The following is a 14,986-nucleotide window of genomic DNA, read 5'->3' on the forward strand; positions in this document are numbered from 1 at the left end:
AGGTATTCGCTGAGTGGGCTGGCGGCTTGAGTGGAGGGCGGCGGTCATCCGTCATCGTTGGCCGTGTGGCCGCCGATCTCGTCGAGGCGCAGGACGCGGTCGAGCGCGAGCAAGGTGACGAAGCGCTCGTCGAGTCGGGCCATGCCCTGGATGAAATCGCTGCGGATGCGGCTGCCGAACGCCGGCGCCGGGCGGATCTCGCTGGCGTCGATTTCCAGCACTTCGCTGACGGCCTCGACCAGCACACCGAGTACCTGGGGCTGGCCGTCTTCGTGGACTTCCAGGATGACGATGCAGGTGCGCCGGGTGAGGTGGGTGGCGCCGGCACCGAAGCGCGCCTGCAGGTCGAGCACCGGCACCACCGCGCCGCGCAGGTTGATCGCGCCTCGTATGGTGGGCGGCATGCGTGGCACCTGAGTCAGGGCGCCGAGTTCGATGATCTCGCGCACGTTGAGGGTGTCGACGGCGTAGTGCTCGCCATCGAGCACGAAGGTCAGGTACTGCTGGCGTTGGAGTGTCTGTTCGGGCTGGTGGTGCTCGGGCAGGGCGGTCATGCGTCGCTCCTCGCGGCAAGGATGGGGCGAGCAGTGCTGGTGCCTTGTGCCAGTTGGCCGAGCAGGCCGGGCACGTCGAGAATCAGGGCCACGGTGCCGTCGCCGAGAATGGTGAATCCGCCCAGGCCGCGGCTGCTGCCGAACACCTTGCCGAGCGGTTTGATCACCGTCTGGAATTCGCCGAGCAACTGGTCGACCACCAGGCCGGCGCGCTGGCCGGCGTACTGCACCACCACCACGTTCTCGCGGCGCAGCTCTTGCGGCGGCAGGTCGAACAGGCTGCGCAGGCGCACGTAGGGCAGCACCTCGCCACGCAAATCGAGGTGTTCGCCGCTCTGTTCATTGCTCAGCTCGATGCACTCCTCGACCATGTCCAGCGGCAGCACGTAGGTGGCCTTGCCGACGCCGACCAGGAAGCCGTCGATGATCGCGAGGGTCAGCGGCAGGCGGATGCGTACGCGGGTGCCGACGCCCAGTTCGCTGTCGAGGTCGACACTGCCGCGCAGGGCGGTGATGTTGCGCTTGACCACGTCCATGCCGACGCCACGGCCGGAGAGGTTGCTGATCTGCTCGGCGGTGGAGAAGCCGGGCTCGAAGATCAGGTTGAGGATGTCCTTGTCGGCCAGGTGCTGGCCCTCGCCGACCAGGCCACGCTCCAGGGCCTTGGCCAGGATGCGCGTGCGGTCGAGGCCGCCGCCGTCGTCGGTGACTTCGATGACGATGCTGCCGGCCTCGTGGTAGGCGTTCAGGCGCACCGTGCCTTGCGCCGGCTTGCCCTGGGCCAGGCGCACCTCGGTGGCCTCGATGCCGTGGTCCATGGCGTTGCGCACCAGGTGGGTGAGCGGGTCGGCGATGCGCTCGACCAGGGTCTTGTCCAGCTCGGTGTCGCCACCGCTGATGTGCAGGGCGATGTCCTTGCCCAGCTCGTGGGAGACATCGCGCACCACGCGCTGGAAGCGGTTGAAGGTGGCGCCGATCTGCACCATGCGCAGGGTCAGGGCGGAGTCGCGCACGTCTTCGACCAGGCGCGAGAGCAGGCCGGTGGCCTCCACCAGTTCGCTCGCTCCGGCGCGCTGGGCGGCCAGGCTGGCGCCGGCTCCGGCGATGATCAGCTCGCCGATAAGGTCGATGAGCTGGTCGAGCTTGGCCGCCTCGACGCGGATCAGGCTGCTCTCGTTGTGGCGGTTTTCCTTGATCTGTTTCTGCTTCTGCAGGGCGGCGGCGACCACCGGCGGTTGTACCAGGCTCTGCTCGACCAGGGCCTGGCCGATGGGCGTGGCGGGCGTGTCGCTGCTGTGGTCCTGCTGGCGCAGCACGCTGTCCAGTTCGCTGGCGGTGAGGGTGCCGCAGCGCAGGAGGATTTCGCCCAGGCGCAGGTCTTCTTCGGGCAGTTCGCTGATCAGCGCCAGGTACTGCTCGGTACGGCTGTGCGGCGGCAGGATGCGGATCAGGCTGTCGTCGCGGACGAACTCGAAGGCGCCTTCGATGGTGGCCTTGTCGGCATCGCTGGCGAAGGCTACTTCGAAGCCGAGGTAGTTGCTCTCCGGGTCCATCTGCTCGGCTGCGGGCAGGGCTTCGGTCAGGGTGACGATGCTGACGATGCGGCCGAAGGTGTTGAGGTAGCGCAGGAAGGACAGCGGGTCCATGCCGTTGCGCAGCACGTCCTGGCTGAAGCGCAGGGACAGGTGCCAGTGCTCGGCGGCCACGCCGTCGCTGCTGCCGTCGCGGCTCAGGGGCGCGTGGCTGGTGGCAGGCAGGCTGCTGTCTTCGCCAGGTTCGGCGAGGTAGTGGCGCAGGCGCTGCAGCAGGTCGTCGTCCTGTTCGCGCAGGGCGTCGGGCAGCGGCTCGATGGGTTGGCCGGCGGCGAGCAGGCCGATCAGCGCGGCGAGGTGGTCGCCGGTTTCCAGGAACAGCGCCGCCAGGCTGGCGTCGAAACGCAGTTCGCCCCCGCGCAGGCGGTCGAGCACGCTTTCGGCGACATGGGTGAAGGCGACGATGCCGTCGAAACCGAACAGCCCGGCACTGCCCTTGATGGTGTGCGCGGTGCGGAAGATGGCGTTGAGAATGTCCGGGTCGTCGGGGTCCTGCTCGATCAGCAGCAGGGCGCTTTCCATCTGTTGCAGCAGCTCCTGGCTTTCGGCGATGAAGGTCTGCAGCACGTCGTCCATGTTCATGCCGAATGCCCTCCCCGGGCGCGGGTCGAGAGCAGGATGGGGTCGCCGAAGAAGGCGCTCAGGCCACTCAGTTCGAGCACTTCGATGACCGCCGCACTGTGGTTGCACAGCGACAGGCGATGGCCGTGACGCTCCGCTTCACGCTTGGCCAGCACCAGCAGTTGCAGGCCGGCGCTGTCGAGTTCGTCGACTTCGGCCAGGTCCAGTTCGAGGTCGCCCGCATCGAGGCCGGCGAGCAGTTCAGGCTTGCGTTCGGCGGCGCTGTAGATGGTCAGTGGCCCTTGCAGGCGCCGGGTGATGCGGGCGGAAGCTGGCATGCCGGATTCCTCAGGGCAGGATCAGTTTGGAGACGGCGTTGAGCATCTGCGCCGGCTGGAACGGCTTGACCATCCAGGCCTTGGCCCCGGCGGCCTGGCCTTCCTGTTTCTTGGCGTCGCCGGCTTCGGTGGTGAGCATGATGATCGGCGTGAACTTGTAGGCCGGCAGTTGCTTGGCCGCCTTGACGAAGGCGATGCCGTCCATGTTCGGCATGTTCACGTCGCTGATGATCAGGTGCACCTTGCGCCCATCCAGCTTGCTCAGGGCATCGCGGCCATCGACGCCTTCGAGCACGTCATAGCCGGCGCCCTTGAGGGTGATGCTGACCACCTGGCGGATGGAGGCGGAGTCGTCGACGACGAGAACGGTTTTGCTCATGGCGAACCTCAGAAGAAGGTGATGTCGGATTCGGTGCTGGCCAGCGGCCGTTTGCCCTGATGCAGCGCGTGCTGTTCGGGCATGGTGTAGGTGCGTGCCAGCTCGTCGAGCCAGGTCTCGGCATCGAGCACCGGCGGCATCTGGTCGGCGGCCAGGGCGATCTGCCGGTCGCCGAGGTGCTGGTGCAGCTTGTCGAGGTCGCCGCGCACGTGGCTGAGCATCTGGCTGACACGGTCCTGGAACTGCAGGGCCATCAGCACTTCGCTGATCTCCTGGCCGACCGCTTCGCTCTGGCTGTGCATGTGTTCGTTGTTACCGACGATCTCACTGGCATTGCGGTTGAAGTGGGCGATCACCTGGCGGATCACCTGGCTGGCGTTGTCCAGCGCCTTGCCGTCCTGCTGCGCCGAGTCGCGCGAGGTTTCCAGGGTGCGGGCGATGGCGGCGTTGACCGTGGCCACGGTTTCGCTGATGCGCTGGCCGGTCTGCCCGGAGAGGCTGGAGAGCTTGCGCACTTCATCGGCGACCACGGCGAAACCCCGGCCACTCTCACCGGCACGGGCGGCTTCGATGGCGGCGTTGAGGGCGAGCAGGTTGGTCTGCTTGGCGATGTCGCCGACGTTCTGCGCCATCTCGTGCAGGTGTTCGGTGAAGGTCGCCAGGTGTTGCACTTCGCCGAGCAACAGCTTCTTGTTGGCGAGCGCGGCGCGCAGGGCGACGACGATGGTGTCGAGCTCGTGTTCGCTGGTCACCAGCAGGGCGACCAGGCGCTTGCCGGCATCGCGTTCGTGGTTGTGTTGCAGGCTGTCCTGGATGCGCCCGGCGAGCTGGGCGAAGCGTTCGCTGAGGCGGGTGACTTCGCTCTCGCTATGCTCGCGTGCCGCTTCGATCTGGCTGGACCACACGGGCAGCACCTGCTGGCAGAGGCTGTCGATATGCGCGTCGGGGGCAGGTGTGTAGATGACCTCGGGGGTGAACGCCTGGTGGTGCAGCCGTTGCCGGCGCTGCGCCAGCGTACTGCCGACCAGGCTGGCGAGCAGGGCGATGGCCAGCAGCAGGCGCAGCGGCTCTGGCCAGGCGGTTCCCCAGACCAGGGTGGCAGCGGCTAGCAGCGAGGAAATGATCAAGGCCAGCGACCAGCGTGTCGCCGGGCCGGAATAGGGATCAACTGCGCTCACGAATGCGGACTCCATGGCTGTGGAGACCCCGGTCCTTGGCGTGTGGAGTCGTGGGTCGATGGCGGGGTGCCATCATGTGGCTAGTACGACTTGCGAACCATCAGGCCTGGATGATTTTTGCCTAGGGTGGTTCCGGGTGGGCTAGGGATATCCCTAGGGCCTGTTGATGCCTGGCTTTAACGCATTGAGTCAGAGGGAATGTATTGCCCGTCGAGCGCTTCACGTGCCCCGTTGAGGCAATGGCGTACACCGCTGCTGGTGGGCTGAAGCCCACCCTACTCGGGGTAGCGGTTTTGTAGGGTGGGCTTCAGCCCACCAATCGAAACGTCATGAAACGCCACAGTCGAATACCCGCAATGGCCTGGACCTGGCCAGCCATGTCGAGGCTAGTCGAAGCCGTTGAGGATGGAGTAGCGGATCAGGTCGGCATTGTTATCGAAGCCCATCTTCTCCATGAGGTGAGCCTTGTGGGTGCTGACGGTCTTGTTGCTGATCATCAGTTGCGCTGCGATCTCGTTGACGCTGTGCCCGCTGGCGAGCAGGCGCATGATCTGGAATTCGCGATTGGAGAGGTGGTCCAGGTGCTGGTACTGCTTGAGGCCGCTGCTGTGCAGGGCGATCTTCAGGGCCAGTTGGTCATCCAGGTAACGCTCGCCCGCGCTGACCCGGCGCACGGCGGTCAGCAGTATGTCCGGGCCGCGGTCCTTGGTCAGGTAGCCGCTGGCGCCGGCGCGCAGGGCGCGTTGGGCGATCTGCGGCTCGTTGTGCATGCTCAGCACCAGGATCGGCAGGTGCGGGTACTTGGCGTGCAGGCGGGTGATCAGGGTTTCGCCATGCAGGCCGGGCATGTTCATGTCGAGCAGCAGCAGGTCGATTTCCAGGCTGCGCATGAGCTGCATCAGTGAGACGCCATTGTCCGCCTCGCCCACCACTTCGAAGTCGTCGGCCTGATGCAGGACGTGCTTGAGCCCCTCGCGCATGATGGCGTGATCGTCGGCGATGAGTATGCGGATCATGGGATCTTTCTCGCGAAATGGTGCCGCCCGTATGTGCCGCGCCGGGTGGCCACGACGGGCGCGTCACTGGCGCGGGATTCGAACGCTGACGAGTGGCCGGCGCGCCGTGACGAACCCGTAGAGGGCATGCGGTGGGCGGTACGTGCTGACCTGTTTGGGTGGTATCGATTCATCGGAGTTGGCCGGGATCATGTAGCGATTGCCCGAGTCTGGCCATCGGGCTTTGCTGATTGCGGGCTAGGGATGGAAAGGGTGGGGGTAGGGAAATCCTGATAGAGGCTGGTGTCGATTCGGCTGCGTAAGGCGCCGATTGTGACGTTATCGGTTTGGCTCCGGTTCATGGGGGAGGCGTGCGGCCGTGGGGATGATTGCGCGCACGGTGGTGCCCTGGCCAGGCTGGCTGAAGATCGCCACGCTGCCGCCGAGCATCAGGCTGCGTTCGCGAATGCCGGCCAGGCCGAGGGTGTTGGGTGGCAGCTCGTGGGGGATGAAACCCTTGCCGTCATCGTTGATTTCCAGCTGCCAGGTGCGCTCGTCAAGCGCCTCCAGGGTCAGGCTGACCAGGCTGGCGTCGGCGTGCCGGCTGACATTGGTCAACGACTCCTGGGCGATGCGAAAGGCGGCAGTGGCGACACTGTCATCGAAGCCGCCGTGACCTTGCGGCAGGTCGAGGCGGCAGGGCACGCCGCTGCGCCGGCTGAACTCGCTGGCCAGCCAGTCGAGGGCGGCGGGCAGGCCCATGTCGAGCACGGGGGGGCGCAGGTTGGCGGCGACATCGCGCACGGCCTGGATGGTCGCATCCACCCGTGACATCAACCACTCGACCTGGCGTTGCAGGTCTTCGTGCTGCTTGCCGAAGCGGATGCCGAGCAGGCCGATGCCCATGCGCAGGGCGGTGAGCTGCTGGCCCAGCTCGTCATGGATTTCCCGGGCCACGGCTTTGCGTTCTTCTTCGCGGACGTTCTCCCGCCGCGAGTAGAGCTGCCGCAGTTGCTGGCGGGTTTCGTCCAGGCTGCGTTGGCTGGGGCGAATGCTCGACAGGTTGCGCGCCAGCAGCAGGATGCTGATGACCTTGCCCTGCGCATCGTGCTCGGCGATCAGGCGCAGCAGGTAGCAGGTATGGGGTTCGCCACGCAGGGAGAACTCCTCCTCCACCGGGTTGCCGTTGCTGCGGATGCGGGCGAACAGGGCGTCGAAGCGTTCCCGCAATTCGGACGGCGGCATGAAGTCATGCACGTATTGGCCCAGCAAGGCGTCGCGCGGGTGGCCAAGAAAATCCTCCATGCTCGGGTTGAGGTAGAGCACGCGGCTGTCGAGGCCGATGCGGGCAATGCCATCGATGCTGCTGTCGAGCAGGGTGCGGTACTTGCGCTGCTTGGCGAGCAGCGCCTGCTCGACGCTCAGGCATTCGCGCAGGTCGTAGGCCAGGACCATCTGGTAGCAGCTGCCGGCGTAGTGCAGCAGGCTGCCATCCACGGTCACGGGAAACAGAAGGCCGTCGCGGTGGCGGTGCAGGCTGTCGAATTCGAGGTGGTGCCGATGGCAGCCCTTGGTCGGGCTGGTTGGAGGTGGGCGGATGGGGGCCCAGCGGGCGTCGATGTCACGCATCGACAGGCGCAGCAGGTGCTCGCGTTCATAGCCGAGGCGTCGGCAGGCGACATCGTTGACGTAGCGCAGACGCCCCTGGTCGTCGATCAGGAACAGGCTTTCGCGCAAGTGTCCCAGCAGGTTGTTGAGCAGGTCGAGCAGGGCATTGTTGCCTTCCAGCGGTTCCAGCGGGCTCCACTGCAGGATGTAGAACGGCGGGTCGTGGGGCACATGGGTCAGGGTCTGCCGGGCGAGGATGTAGTGGCCGCCATGGTGGCGGTAGCGCCGGTCGACCTGACGTTGCCGTTGCTGACTGCGTTGCAGGCTGACGATCTCGTATTCCAGGCTGGGATCATCCGGGTGCAGCAGGGCCTGGTAACGCATCGCACGCAGTTGTTTTTCGTCGTAGCCGAATAGGTGGCAGGCGGCAGGGTTGAGGCGCAGCCAGCGACCTTCGGCGGTGACCAGGGCCATGCCGTGGGGCAGGGCATTGAACGCGAGATGCAGGTAATCGGTGGCCTGTTCCAGGTCGACCATGGTGCGGTCCTTGTTTGCCGTGGCGCCTGCTCTGGCGCGAATTGGGGCGGTGTCGCCCCTTGCGGCAGCATGTGACGAAGGGCGGGGCTCGCTGTGCCGTGTGCCGGATTCGGCGCGATCAGGGAGCGTCGGGAGGCTTGGGGTAGCGTCCTGGTGGGGGGCGGGTGGTGATGGGACGTTGGCGGTAATCCATGGAAGGCTCGGACCATGGCAGGTATCGGTGAGGCTGGACGGAACGGCGTCGCGCCCGCAGGCACGACGCAGGAGGGCTGTCAGCTCGGCAGAATCCGGCAGGTCAGGCTCTTGATGTAGCGGGTCTCGGCAATGGCCGGGTGCACCGGATGATCAGGGCCTTGAGCGCCGCGCTCGAGTAGCTGGATGTTGCGGTCCAGGTGGCGGGCGGTGGACAGCAGGATGTTCTGCAGGTCGTCTTCGGGCAGGTGCATGGAGCACGACGCGCTGACCAGGATGCCGTCCTTGCCGAGCAGGCGCATGGCTTGCTCGTTGAGGCGGCGGTAGGCGGCCTCGCCGTTCTTCAGGTCTTTCTTGCGCTTGATGAAGGCGGGTGGGTCGACGATGACCACGTCGAAGCGCTCTTCGGCGGCCTTGAGTTCCTTGAGTGCCTCGAAGGCATCGCCTTCGACGCAGGTGACCTTTTCCGCCACGCCATTGAGGGCGGCGTTGCGCTCGACGCCGTCGAGGGCGAAGGATGAAGCATCGACGCAGAACACTTCGCTGGCGCCGAATGCGGCAGCCTGCACGCCCCAGCCGCCGATGTAGCTGAACAGGTCGAGCACGCGCTTGCCCTTGGCATAGGGCGCCAGGCGGGCGCGGTTCATGCGGTGGTCATAGAACCAGCCGGTCTTCTGGCCGGCGAATACCGGCGCTTCGAACTTCACCCCGTTCTCTTCCAGGGCTACCCATTCCGGGACGACGCCAAAGGCGGTATCGACGTAGCGTTCCAGGCCTTCGGCATCACGGGCGCTGGAGTCGTTCTTCCACAGCACGCCGGTGGGCTTGAGCACTTGCACCAGGGCTTCGAGCACGGCGTCCTTATTGCGCTCCATGGCCGGCGAGGCGAGCTGCACCACGAGGATGTCGCCGAAACGGTCGACCACCAGGCCGGGGAGCAGGTCGGAATCGCCGTAGACCAGGCGATAGAAGGGTTTGTCGAACAGGCGCTCGCGCAGGCTGAGGGCGACATTGATGCGGTGCACCAGCAGCGATTTGTCGAGCTGGTGCTTGGTGTCGCGCGAGATCAGGCGCGCGCAGATCAGGTTGTTCGGGCTCAGCGTTACCACGCCCAGCGGTTTGCCACCGGCGGCTTCGAGAATCGCCTGGTCGCCTGCGGCAAACCCGGCCAGCGGTGTGGCGGCCACGTCGATTTCGTTGCTGTAGACCCACAGGTGGCCTGCGCGCAAACGGCGATCGGCATTGGCTTTGAGGCGCAGGCTGGGCAGGGACATGGGAACGCTCCGGAAAAAGAGCGCGATTATAGCCCAAGCAGCCTGCGTATCGATGGCGGCTCGGCGGATGTCACGCGGCCAGGGCGGCGATCAGCTTGGCGTTGAAGGCCGGGATGTCATCCGGCTTGCGGCTGCTGATCAGGTGGCCGTCGACGACCACTTCCTGATCCACCCAGGTTGCTCCGGCGTTCTTCAGGTCGTCGGTCAGCGAGGGCCAACTGGTCAGCATCTTGCCTTTGACCAGGTCAGCCGAAATCAGCAGCCAGCCACCATGGCAGATCACCGCGATGGTCTTGTTGGCGCGGGCGGCGCCCTTGACCAGGGCCTGGGCCACCTCATTGAGGCGGATGGTATCGGAGTTGATCACGCCGCCGGGCAGGACCACGGCGTCGTATTGGTCGATATCCAGTTGCTCGAAGGTCTTGTCGACGGTGAAGTGGTCCGCCGGATCGTTGTGGTGCCAGCCACGTACCTTGCCGCTTTTGGCGGACGCGATATGAACCTCTGCGCCAGCCTTTTCCAGGGCTTCCTTGGGCCCGGTCAACTCGATCTGTTCGAAGCCGTCGGTGACCAGTAGCGCGACACGTTTGCCTTGCAGTGAGTGGGACATGCTGAACCTCCTCTTATCGGAACCCGTGTTCAAGGTCCGACCGGGGAGTGGGGGAAAAGGTCAGGCAAAAGTTTGCCTGCCGAAGCCAATGTCTCGGGTTAGACTCTGGCATCCGCCACCTCATATCGCATTCCGTCATGGCTCAAGAACTCACTTCCGAACAGATCCAGCAGGTGCTGCAGGGCATCAGCGTGCCGCCTCAGCCGCAGATCATGGTTGATCTGCAGATGGAGCAGTTCATGCCCAATCCGGACCTGAAGGTCATCGCCAAGCTGATCAGCCAGGACCCCGGCCTGTCCGGCGCGCTGCTGAAGATCGTCAACTCGCCGTATTTCGGCCTGGCCAACAAGGTCAGCTCGATCCAGCGGGCGGTGAACCTGCTCGGCAGCCGGTCGGTGATCAACATGATCAACGCGCTGTCGATCAAGGGCGAGATGAGCGACGATACCATCGTCACCCTCAACCGCTTCTGGGATTCCGCCCAGGATGTGGCGATGACCTGCCTGACCCTGGCCAAGCGCATCGGCTGCGAGGCAGTGGACGAGGCCTACACCCTGGGGCTGTTCCACAACTGCGGCATCCCGCTGATGCTCAAGCGCTTCCCCGACTACATGACGGTGCTCGAAGAGGCCTACTACGGCGCCAATGCCGAACGCCGGGTGGTGGACACGGAGAACCGCCTGCTCAACACCAACCACGCGGTGGTCGGCTACTACACCGCCAAGTCGTGGAACCTGCCCAAGCACCTGTGCGAAATCATCGCCAGCCACCACAACGCCTTGGCGATCTTCAGCGAAGACTCCTCGCGGGATGTGCCGCTGAAGAACCTGCTGGCCATTTTGAAGATGGCCGAGCACATCTGCGGCTGCTACCGGGTACTGGGCAACCAGGATCGCGACCATGAGTGGGACAGCATCGAGCAACTGGTGCTGGAATACGTCGGCCTGTCCGAGTACGACTTCAAGACCCTGCGTGACACCATCCACGACCTGGGCGCGTACTGATCAGGGTGTCGCGGGCGGTGCGCATCGTGGGTGCCTGAGTGCCCGGTGGGGCGCCTGGTGCACGCTGGGGGTTTTGGCTTTAACCGATTGAATATGAAGGGGATATATTTAAAGTCCCAGCCCTTGAGACGGGTCTCTTTAGACCGTTGCGGACTTTATTGGTAGGTGCTCGCTCGCACGTTCCCACAGATCTCGCATCCACTGTGAAGACCGCTGCTCCTGCCTCGACTCGGCCATCCATGCCGAAACGACAACAACCCCTGGTCGTCACTCGCGGTCTGACGTGCGGCCATGAAAGTGCCGGGCGGGTTCTTAACCCGCGTGCCGGCTCCTGCTAAGGTGGCGCCCCCTGAATCCTGTCGTCGCGTGCTGCCATGCCTGAATTGCCAGAAGTCGAAACCACCCGGCGAGGGATCGCGCCCTATCTCGAAGGACAGCGTGTCAGCCGTGTGATCGTGCGTGAGCGGCGCTTGCGCTGGCCGATCCCCGAAGACCTCGATATCCGCCTGTCCGGGCAGCGCATCGTCGGTGTCGAGCGCCGAGCCAAGTACCTGTTGATGAACGCCGAAAGCGGCACGTTGATCGGCCACCTCGGCATGTCCGGCAACCTGCGTCTGGTCGAGTGCGGGCTGCCCGCGGCCAAGCATGAACACGTGGATATCGAACTGGAGTCGGGCCTGGCCCTGCGCTACACCGACCCTCGCCGGTTCGGCGCGCTGCTGTGGAGCCAGGACCCGCTCAACCACGAGCTGCTGGTGCGCCTGGGGCCAGAGCCGCTGACCGACCTGTTCGACGGTGAGCGCCTGTATCAGCTGTCGCGTGGCCGTTCGATGGCGATCAAGCCGTTCATCATGGATAACGCGGTGGTGGTCGGGGTTGGCAACATCTACGCCAGCGAGGTCCTGTTCGCCGCGGGTATCGATCCACGGCGCGAAGCGGGAACGGTTTCACGGGCACGCTATGTGCGGCTGGCCGGTGAGATCAAGCGCATCCTCGCGCATGCCATCGAACGCGGCGGCACCACCCTGCGCGACTTCGTCGGCGGCGACGGCCAGCCGGGTTACTTCCAGCAGGAACTGTTCGTCTATGGCCGGGGCGGCGAATTCTGCAAGGCCTGCGGCAGCACGCTACGTGAGGTCAAGCTGGGGCAGCGGGCGAGTGTGTACTGCCCGAGCTGTCAGCGCTGATTCGACTAGCCAGACCGAATAACAACAAGAACACGCAACAGGAAAACCAATGTCAGGCAATTATCTGCCAGCCAATCCGTTCGTGGAGTGGCTGGGGCGTAGTGCGTTGAAACTGCTGGGCTGGCGGATCGAGGGCAAGATGCCGGCGCTGGACAAGTTCGTGGTCATCGGCGCGCACCACACCTCTAACTGGGACTTCGTGATCTTCATTGCCCTGACCTTCGTGCTGCGCCTGAACGCACGCTGGTTCGGCAAGCACAGCATCTTCATCTGGCCCTTCGCCGGGTTGTTGCGACGCATGGGCGGCATCCCGATCCAGCGCCACCTGAGGCTGAACGTGGTGGACCAGGCCATCCAGCGTTTCAACGAGCACCGCGAATTCGTCCTGGTGCTCTCCCCGGAGGGCACGCGCAAGAAGGTCGAGCGCTGGCGCATGGGCTTCTATCACATCGCTCTGGGCGCGGGCGTGCCAATCGTGCCGGGTGCACTGGATTACCGGAATCGGCGTGTGGTGATCGGCCCGCCCTTTTACCCGACTGGCGACATGGCGGCCGACCTTGAGGCGCTGCTGGCGTATTTCCGCCCCTATGAGCCGAAGAAACCGCAGTACGCGTTCCACGGCGGTTGACGGCGATCACGCTGACTTTTACAAAAGCGCTGTTATAGTTAGTCGCATCGCTCTGCACAAAACCATAATGAAGGATCGCCGCCATGACTCTGTTTCGCACCCTCGCCGCCGTGTTGGCTCTGACCACTGGCTTGTTCGCACTGCCGGTTCAGGCGGGAATCGAGCAGGAACAGCAGAACATCAGCGGTGACCCGACTTACACTGTGGAGGCGCCTAAAGCCTACGCCATGGTGGGTGACCTGCTCATCGCCCGTCCGCTGCTGATCGCCGCCACCGTGGTTGGCGCCGGCCTGTTCGTGATCACCCTGCCGTTCAGCGCAGGCGGCGGCAACATCGGCGAAGCCGGCAAAGCGCTGGTGGTCGAGCCTGGCAAGGCAGCCTTCGTGCGCTGCCTGGGTTGCACCGAGAGCGGTTACAAGCGCGACTGATCGTCTCGCAGCCTGACGCGGCCCCTTGTCCTGCTGGACAAGGGGCCGCTTGCATTCTGGCGTCGGTACAAGGATTTTCGCCGTGAAGGCCTATTCACAACGCGTTCTACTGTTGCTGGTCGCCATCGCCCTGGCGTGCTCGTTCTGGTTCAGCGAGGGCTGGTTGCAGCTGTGCGCCGGTTTGGGCTTGTTCCTGTTCGGCATGCAATGCCTGGAAGAGGGCTTGCGTCAACTGGCTGGGAGCAAGCTCGAACAGCTGCTGGCGCGCAGCACCGCGACGCCGTTCAAGGGGCTGATGTTCGGCGTCTGCGGCACCCTGGTGTTGCAGTCCAGCACGCTGGTGTCCTTGCTGACCATCGCCTTCATCAGCAGCGGCTTGATCCAGCTGGCGGGTGGCATCGCCATTCTCTTCGGCGCCAACCTGGGTGCGACCAGCGGCATCTGGCTGCTGGCCCTGGCCGGGCAGAACCTGAGCCTGGCGCCCCTGGCCTTGCCGCTGCTGGTGTTCGGCGTGCTGGCCGGCTTCATCGGCCCGCGCAGCAAGGCAGCCGGGCGTATCGTGCTGGGCATTGCCTTCATCTTCCTCGGCATCGATCAGATCAAGGTGGGGTTCTCCAGCTTCGGTGACAGCCTGGACATGCTCAGTGGCCAGGAGCACGGTCTGCTCGGTGCCTTGCTGTTCACCGGCATCGGCCTGCTGGTCACGGTGGTGCTGCAGTCCAGCCACGCCACGCTGATGCTGACCCTGGCCGCGCTGGCTGGCGGGCAGCTGGGGCTGGAGCAGAGCCTGGCCATCGCCATCGGCTCGAACATCGGCAGCAGCGTCACCACGGCCTTCGTCGGCTCGCTGGGCGGCAACCGCAGCGGCCAGCGCCTGGCCCTGGCGCATGTGCTGTTCAACGTGACCAGCGGGGTGCTGGCGTTCGCCCTGCTGCTGCCGTTGACCTGGCTGGTGCAGTGGCTGACGGCGGCGGTGGGGCTGGGTGATAACAGCCTGATCCAGCTGGCGCTGTTCCATACCCTATTCAATGCCCAGGGTGTGCTGTTGTTCTGGCCCTGGCAGGCGCGCCTCGCGCAGTTGCTCAGCCGCTGGCTGCCTGATCGCGAGGAGCCGGCGGTGCTGATCACCGAGCTGGACAGCAGCCTTCTCGAGCCGCCGCGTACCCAGGCGCGCTACCTCAACGACCGCGCCCTCGATTCGGCGGACGCCGCTGCCAGTGCGGTGATTCGCGAGCTGCGCCACCTGGGGCGGCTGAGCCTGGAGGTGATCTGCCATGCGCTGTACCTGCCGGTCGACCAACTGGGCAAGGCACAGGTGGACGAGAGCACCTTGCAGGCAGCGCCGGATCGCCATCACCTGAACGCCGAAGCGCTTTACCAGCGACACATCAAGGGTGTCTATGGCGACCTGCTGAGCTTCATGGGCCGTCTGGAAGTCCCGCTGGACGAGGAGCACCGCCAGTTCTGGGCGAGCTGCCAGTTGGCGGCGTTGCAATTGGTCGACGCGGTCAAGGATGCCAAGCACTTGCAGAAGAACCTCGGCATCTACCTGAGCGGTCCGCCTTCGGCGCCGCGTACGGCCTATGTCGAGCTGCGTCGCCATCTGCTGGGCGTGCTGCACGACCTGCAGGGCCTTGCGCGCTCCGATCTGCCGGACGAAGCCTGGGCAGGCTACCTGCGCTGGCTGGACGACAAGGCGGCAAGCTTCGACGAGTCGTTCCGCACGCAGTTGTTCGCGGCGATTCGCAGTGGCCAGCTCGACGGCCTGCAGACCAGCTCGCTGATGAACGACCTGGGCTATGCCAGCCGCATCTTCCAGAGCCTGCGCAACGTGCTGTTGATCGGCGAGGAGCAGGAGTCGTTCCGCGAGTTGCGGCGCCTGGGCGCCGAGGATGAGAACCTGATCGTGCTCGAGTGATCC

Annotated in this window: 13 protein-coding genes and 1 pseudogene; 5 read left to right on the forward strand and 9 right to left on the reverse strand. The window is 65.1% G+C overall.

Annotated elements, in window-relative coordinates; translation table 11 throughout:
* Positions 1-44: 44 nt before the first annotated feature.
* The 9 genes and pseudogenes from ACWPW0_RS01465 to ACWPW0_RS01505 form a co-directional block, all read right to left on the reverse strand.
* Positions 45-554 (reverse strand): chemotaxis protein CheW, encoded by a 510-nt coding sequence (locus tag ACWPW0_RS01465; RefSeq protein ID WP_454254213.1) that lies wholly within the window; start codon positions 552-554, stop codon positions 45-47.
* Positions 551-2,728: a chemotaxis protein CheA gene (locus ACWPW0_RS01470; protein WP_454254214.1), complete on the reverse strand. Its 2,178-nt coding sequence runs from the start codon at positions 2,726-2,728 to the stop codon at positions 551-553. The genes ACWPW0_RS01465 and ACWPW0_RS01470 overlap by 4 nt, the downstream gene beginning before the upstream one ends.
* Positions 2,725-3,045 carry an STAS domain-containing protein gene (locus tag ACWPW0_RS01475; RefSeq protein WP_447588316.1) on the reverse strand — a complete coding sequence of 107 codons (321 nt, stop codon included), beginning with the start codon at positions 3,043-3,045 and terminating at the stop codon, positions 2,725-2,727. The genes ACWPW0_RS01470 and ACWPW0_RS01475 overlap by 4 nt, the downstream gene beginning before the upstream one ends.
* Before the next feature lie 10 nt (positions 3,046-3,055).
* Positions 3,056-3,424 carry a response regulator gene (locus tag ACWPW0_RS01480; protein WP_447588318.1) on the reverse strand — a complete coding sequence of 123 codons (369 nt, stop codon included), beginning with the start codon at positions 3,422-3,424 and terminating at the stop codon, positions 3,056-3,058.
* 8 nt (positions 3,425-3,432) lie between these two features.
* Positions 3,433-4,041, reverse strand: a pseudogene (locus ACWPW0_RS01485) (methyl-accepting chemotaxis protein); the annotation flags it as partial.
* A gap of 947 nt (positions 4,042-4,988) precedes the next feature.
* Positions 4,989-5,618 carry a response regulator gene (locus ACWPW0_RS01490; protein ID WP_447588320.1) on the reverse strand — a complete coding sequence of 210 codons (630 nt, stop codon included), beginning with the start codon at positions 5,616-5,618 and terminating at the stop codon, positions 4,989-4,991.
* A gap of 318 nt (positions 5,619-5,936) precedes the next feature.
* On the reverse strand, positions 5,937-7,742 hold the full coding sequence (locus ACWPW0_RS01495; protein WP_447588322.1) for a PAS domain S-box protein: 1,806 nt from the start codon (positions 7,740-7,742) through the stop codon (positions 5,937-5,939).
* Positions 7,743-8,014: 272 nt separating this feature from the next.
* Positions 8,015-9,208, reverse strand: a complete 1,194-nt coding sequence (locus tag ACWPW0_RS01500; protein WP_447588323.1) for a class I SAM-dependent rRNA methyltransferase — start codon at positions 9,206-9,208, stop codon at positions 8,015-8,017.
* Positions 9,209-9,278: 70 nt separating this feature from the next.
* Positions 9,279-9,818 carry a type 1 glutamine amidotransferase domain-containing protein gene (locus ACWPW0_RS01505; RefSeq protein WP_447588325.1) on the reverse strand — a complete coding sequence of 180 codons (540 nt, stop codon included), beginning with the start codon at positions 9,816-9,818 and terminating at the stop codon, positions 9,279-9,281.
* Between the two features lie 191 nt (positions 9,819-10,009).
* On the opposite strand from ACWPW0_RS01505, the gene ACWPW0_RS01510 reads away from it, so the two are divergent.
* The 5 genes from ACWPW0_RS01510 to ACWPW0_RS01530 all read left to right on the forward strand — a co-directional run bounded on the left by ACWPW0_RS01510 (position 10,010) and on the right by ACWPW0_RS01530 (position 14,983).
* On the forward strand, positions 10,010-10,822 hold the full coding sequence (locus ACWPW0_RS01510) for an HDOD domain-containing protein (RefSeq protein ID WP_454256682.1): 813 nt from the start codon (positions 10,010-10,012) through the stop codon (positions 10,820-10,822).
* Positions 10,823-11,196: 374 nt separating this feature from the next.
* Positions 11,197-12,009, forward strand: a complete 813-nt coding sequence (mutM, locus tag ACWPW0_RS01515) for a bifunctional DNA-formamidopyrimidine glycosylase/DNA-(apurinic or apyrimidinic site) lyase (RefSeq protein WP_454254215.1) — start codon at positions 11,197-11,199, stop codon at positions 12,007-12,009.
* A 49-nt stretch (positions 12,010-12,058) separates the two neighbouring features.
* On the forward strand, positions 12,059-12,637 hold the full coding sequence (locus ACWPW0_RS01520; protein WP_454254216.1) for a lysophospholipid acyltransferase family protein: 579 nt from the start codon (positions 12,059-12,061) through the stop codon (positions 12,635-12,637).
* A gap of 83 nt (positions 12,638-12,720) precedes the next feature.
* Entirely contained in the window at positions 12,721-13,065 is a 345-nt protein-coding gene (locus ACWPW0_RS01525) for a multidrug transporter (RefSeq protein ID WP_454254217.1), read from the forward strand.
* An 82-nt stretch (positions 13,066-13,147) separates the two neighbouring features.
* Positions 13,148-14,983: a Na/Pi cotransporter family protein gene (locus ACWPW0_RS01530; RefSeq protein ID WP_447588332.1), complete on the forward strand. Its 1,836-nt coding sequence runs from the start codon at positions 13,148-13,150 to the stop codon at positions 14,981-14,983.
* Positions 14,984-14,986 lie beyond the last annotated feature (3 nt).

This window comes from Pseudomonas sp. Marseille-Q8238 (assembly GCF_965111915.1).

Coding starts and splice junctions, on each gene's coding strand:
- ACWPW0_RS01465 (WP_454254213.1), bottom strand. CDS start 554: ATGACCGCCCTGCCCGAGCACCACCAGCCCGAACAGACACTCCAACGC.
- ACWPW0_RS01470 (WP_454254214.1), bottom strand. CDS start 2,728: ATGAACATGGACGACGTGCTGCAGACCTTCATCGCCGAAAGCCAGGAG.
- ACWPW0_RS01475 (WP_447588316.1), bottom strand. CDS start 3,045: ATGCCAGCTTCCGCCCGCATCACCCGGCGCCTGCAAGGGCCACTGACC.
- ACWPW0_RS01480 (WP_447588318.1), bottom strand. CDS start 3,424: ATGAGCAAAACCGTTCTCGTCGTCGACGACTCCGCCTCCATCCGCCAG.
- ACWPW0_RS01490 (WP_447588320.1), bottom strand. CDS start 5,618: ATGATCCGCATACTCATCGCCGACGATCACGCCATCATGCGCGAGGGG.
- ACWPW0_RS01495 (WP_447588322.1), bottom strand. CDS start 7,742: ATGGTCGACCTGGAACAGGCCACCGATTACCTGCATCTCGCGTTCAAT.
- ACWPW0_RS01500 (WP_447588323.1), bottom strand. CDS start 9,208: ATGTCCCTGCCCAGCCTGCGCCTCAAAGCCAATGCCGATCGCCGTTTG.
- ACWPW0_RS01505 (WP_447588325.1), bottom strand. CDS start 9,818: ATGTCCCACTCACTGCAAGGCAAACGTGTCGCGCTACTGGTCACCGAC.
- mutM (WP_454254215.1), top strand. CDS start 11,197: ATGCCTGAATTGCCAGAAGTCGAAACCACCCGGCGAGGGATCGCGCCC.
- ACWPW0_RS01520 (WP_454254216.1), top strand. CDS start 12,059: ATGTCAGGCAATTATCTGCCAGCCAATCCGTTCGTGGAGTGGCTGGGG.
- ACWPW0_RS01525 (WP_454254217.1), top strand. CDS start 12,721: ATGACTCTGTTTCGCACCCTCGCCGCCGTGTTGGCTCTGACCACTGGC.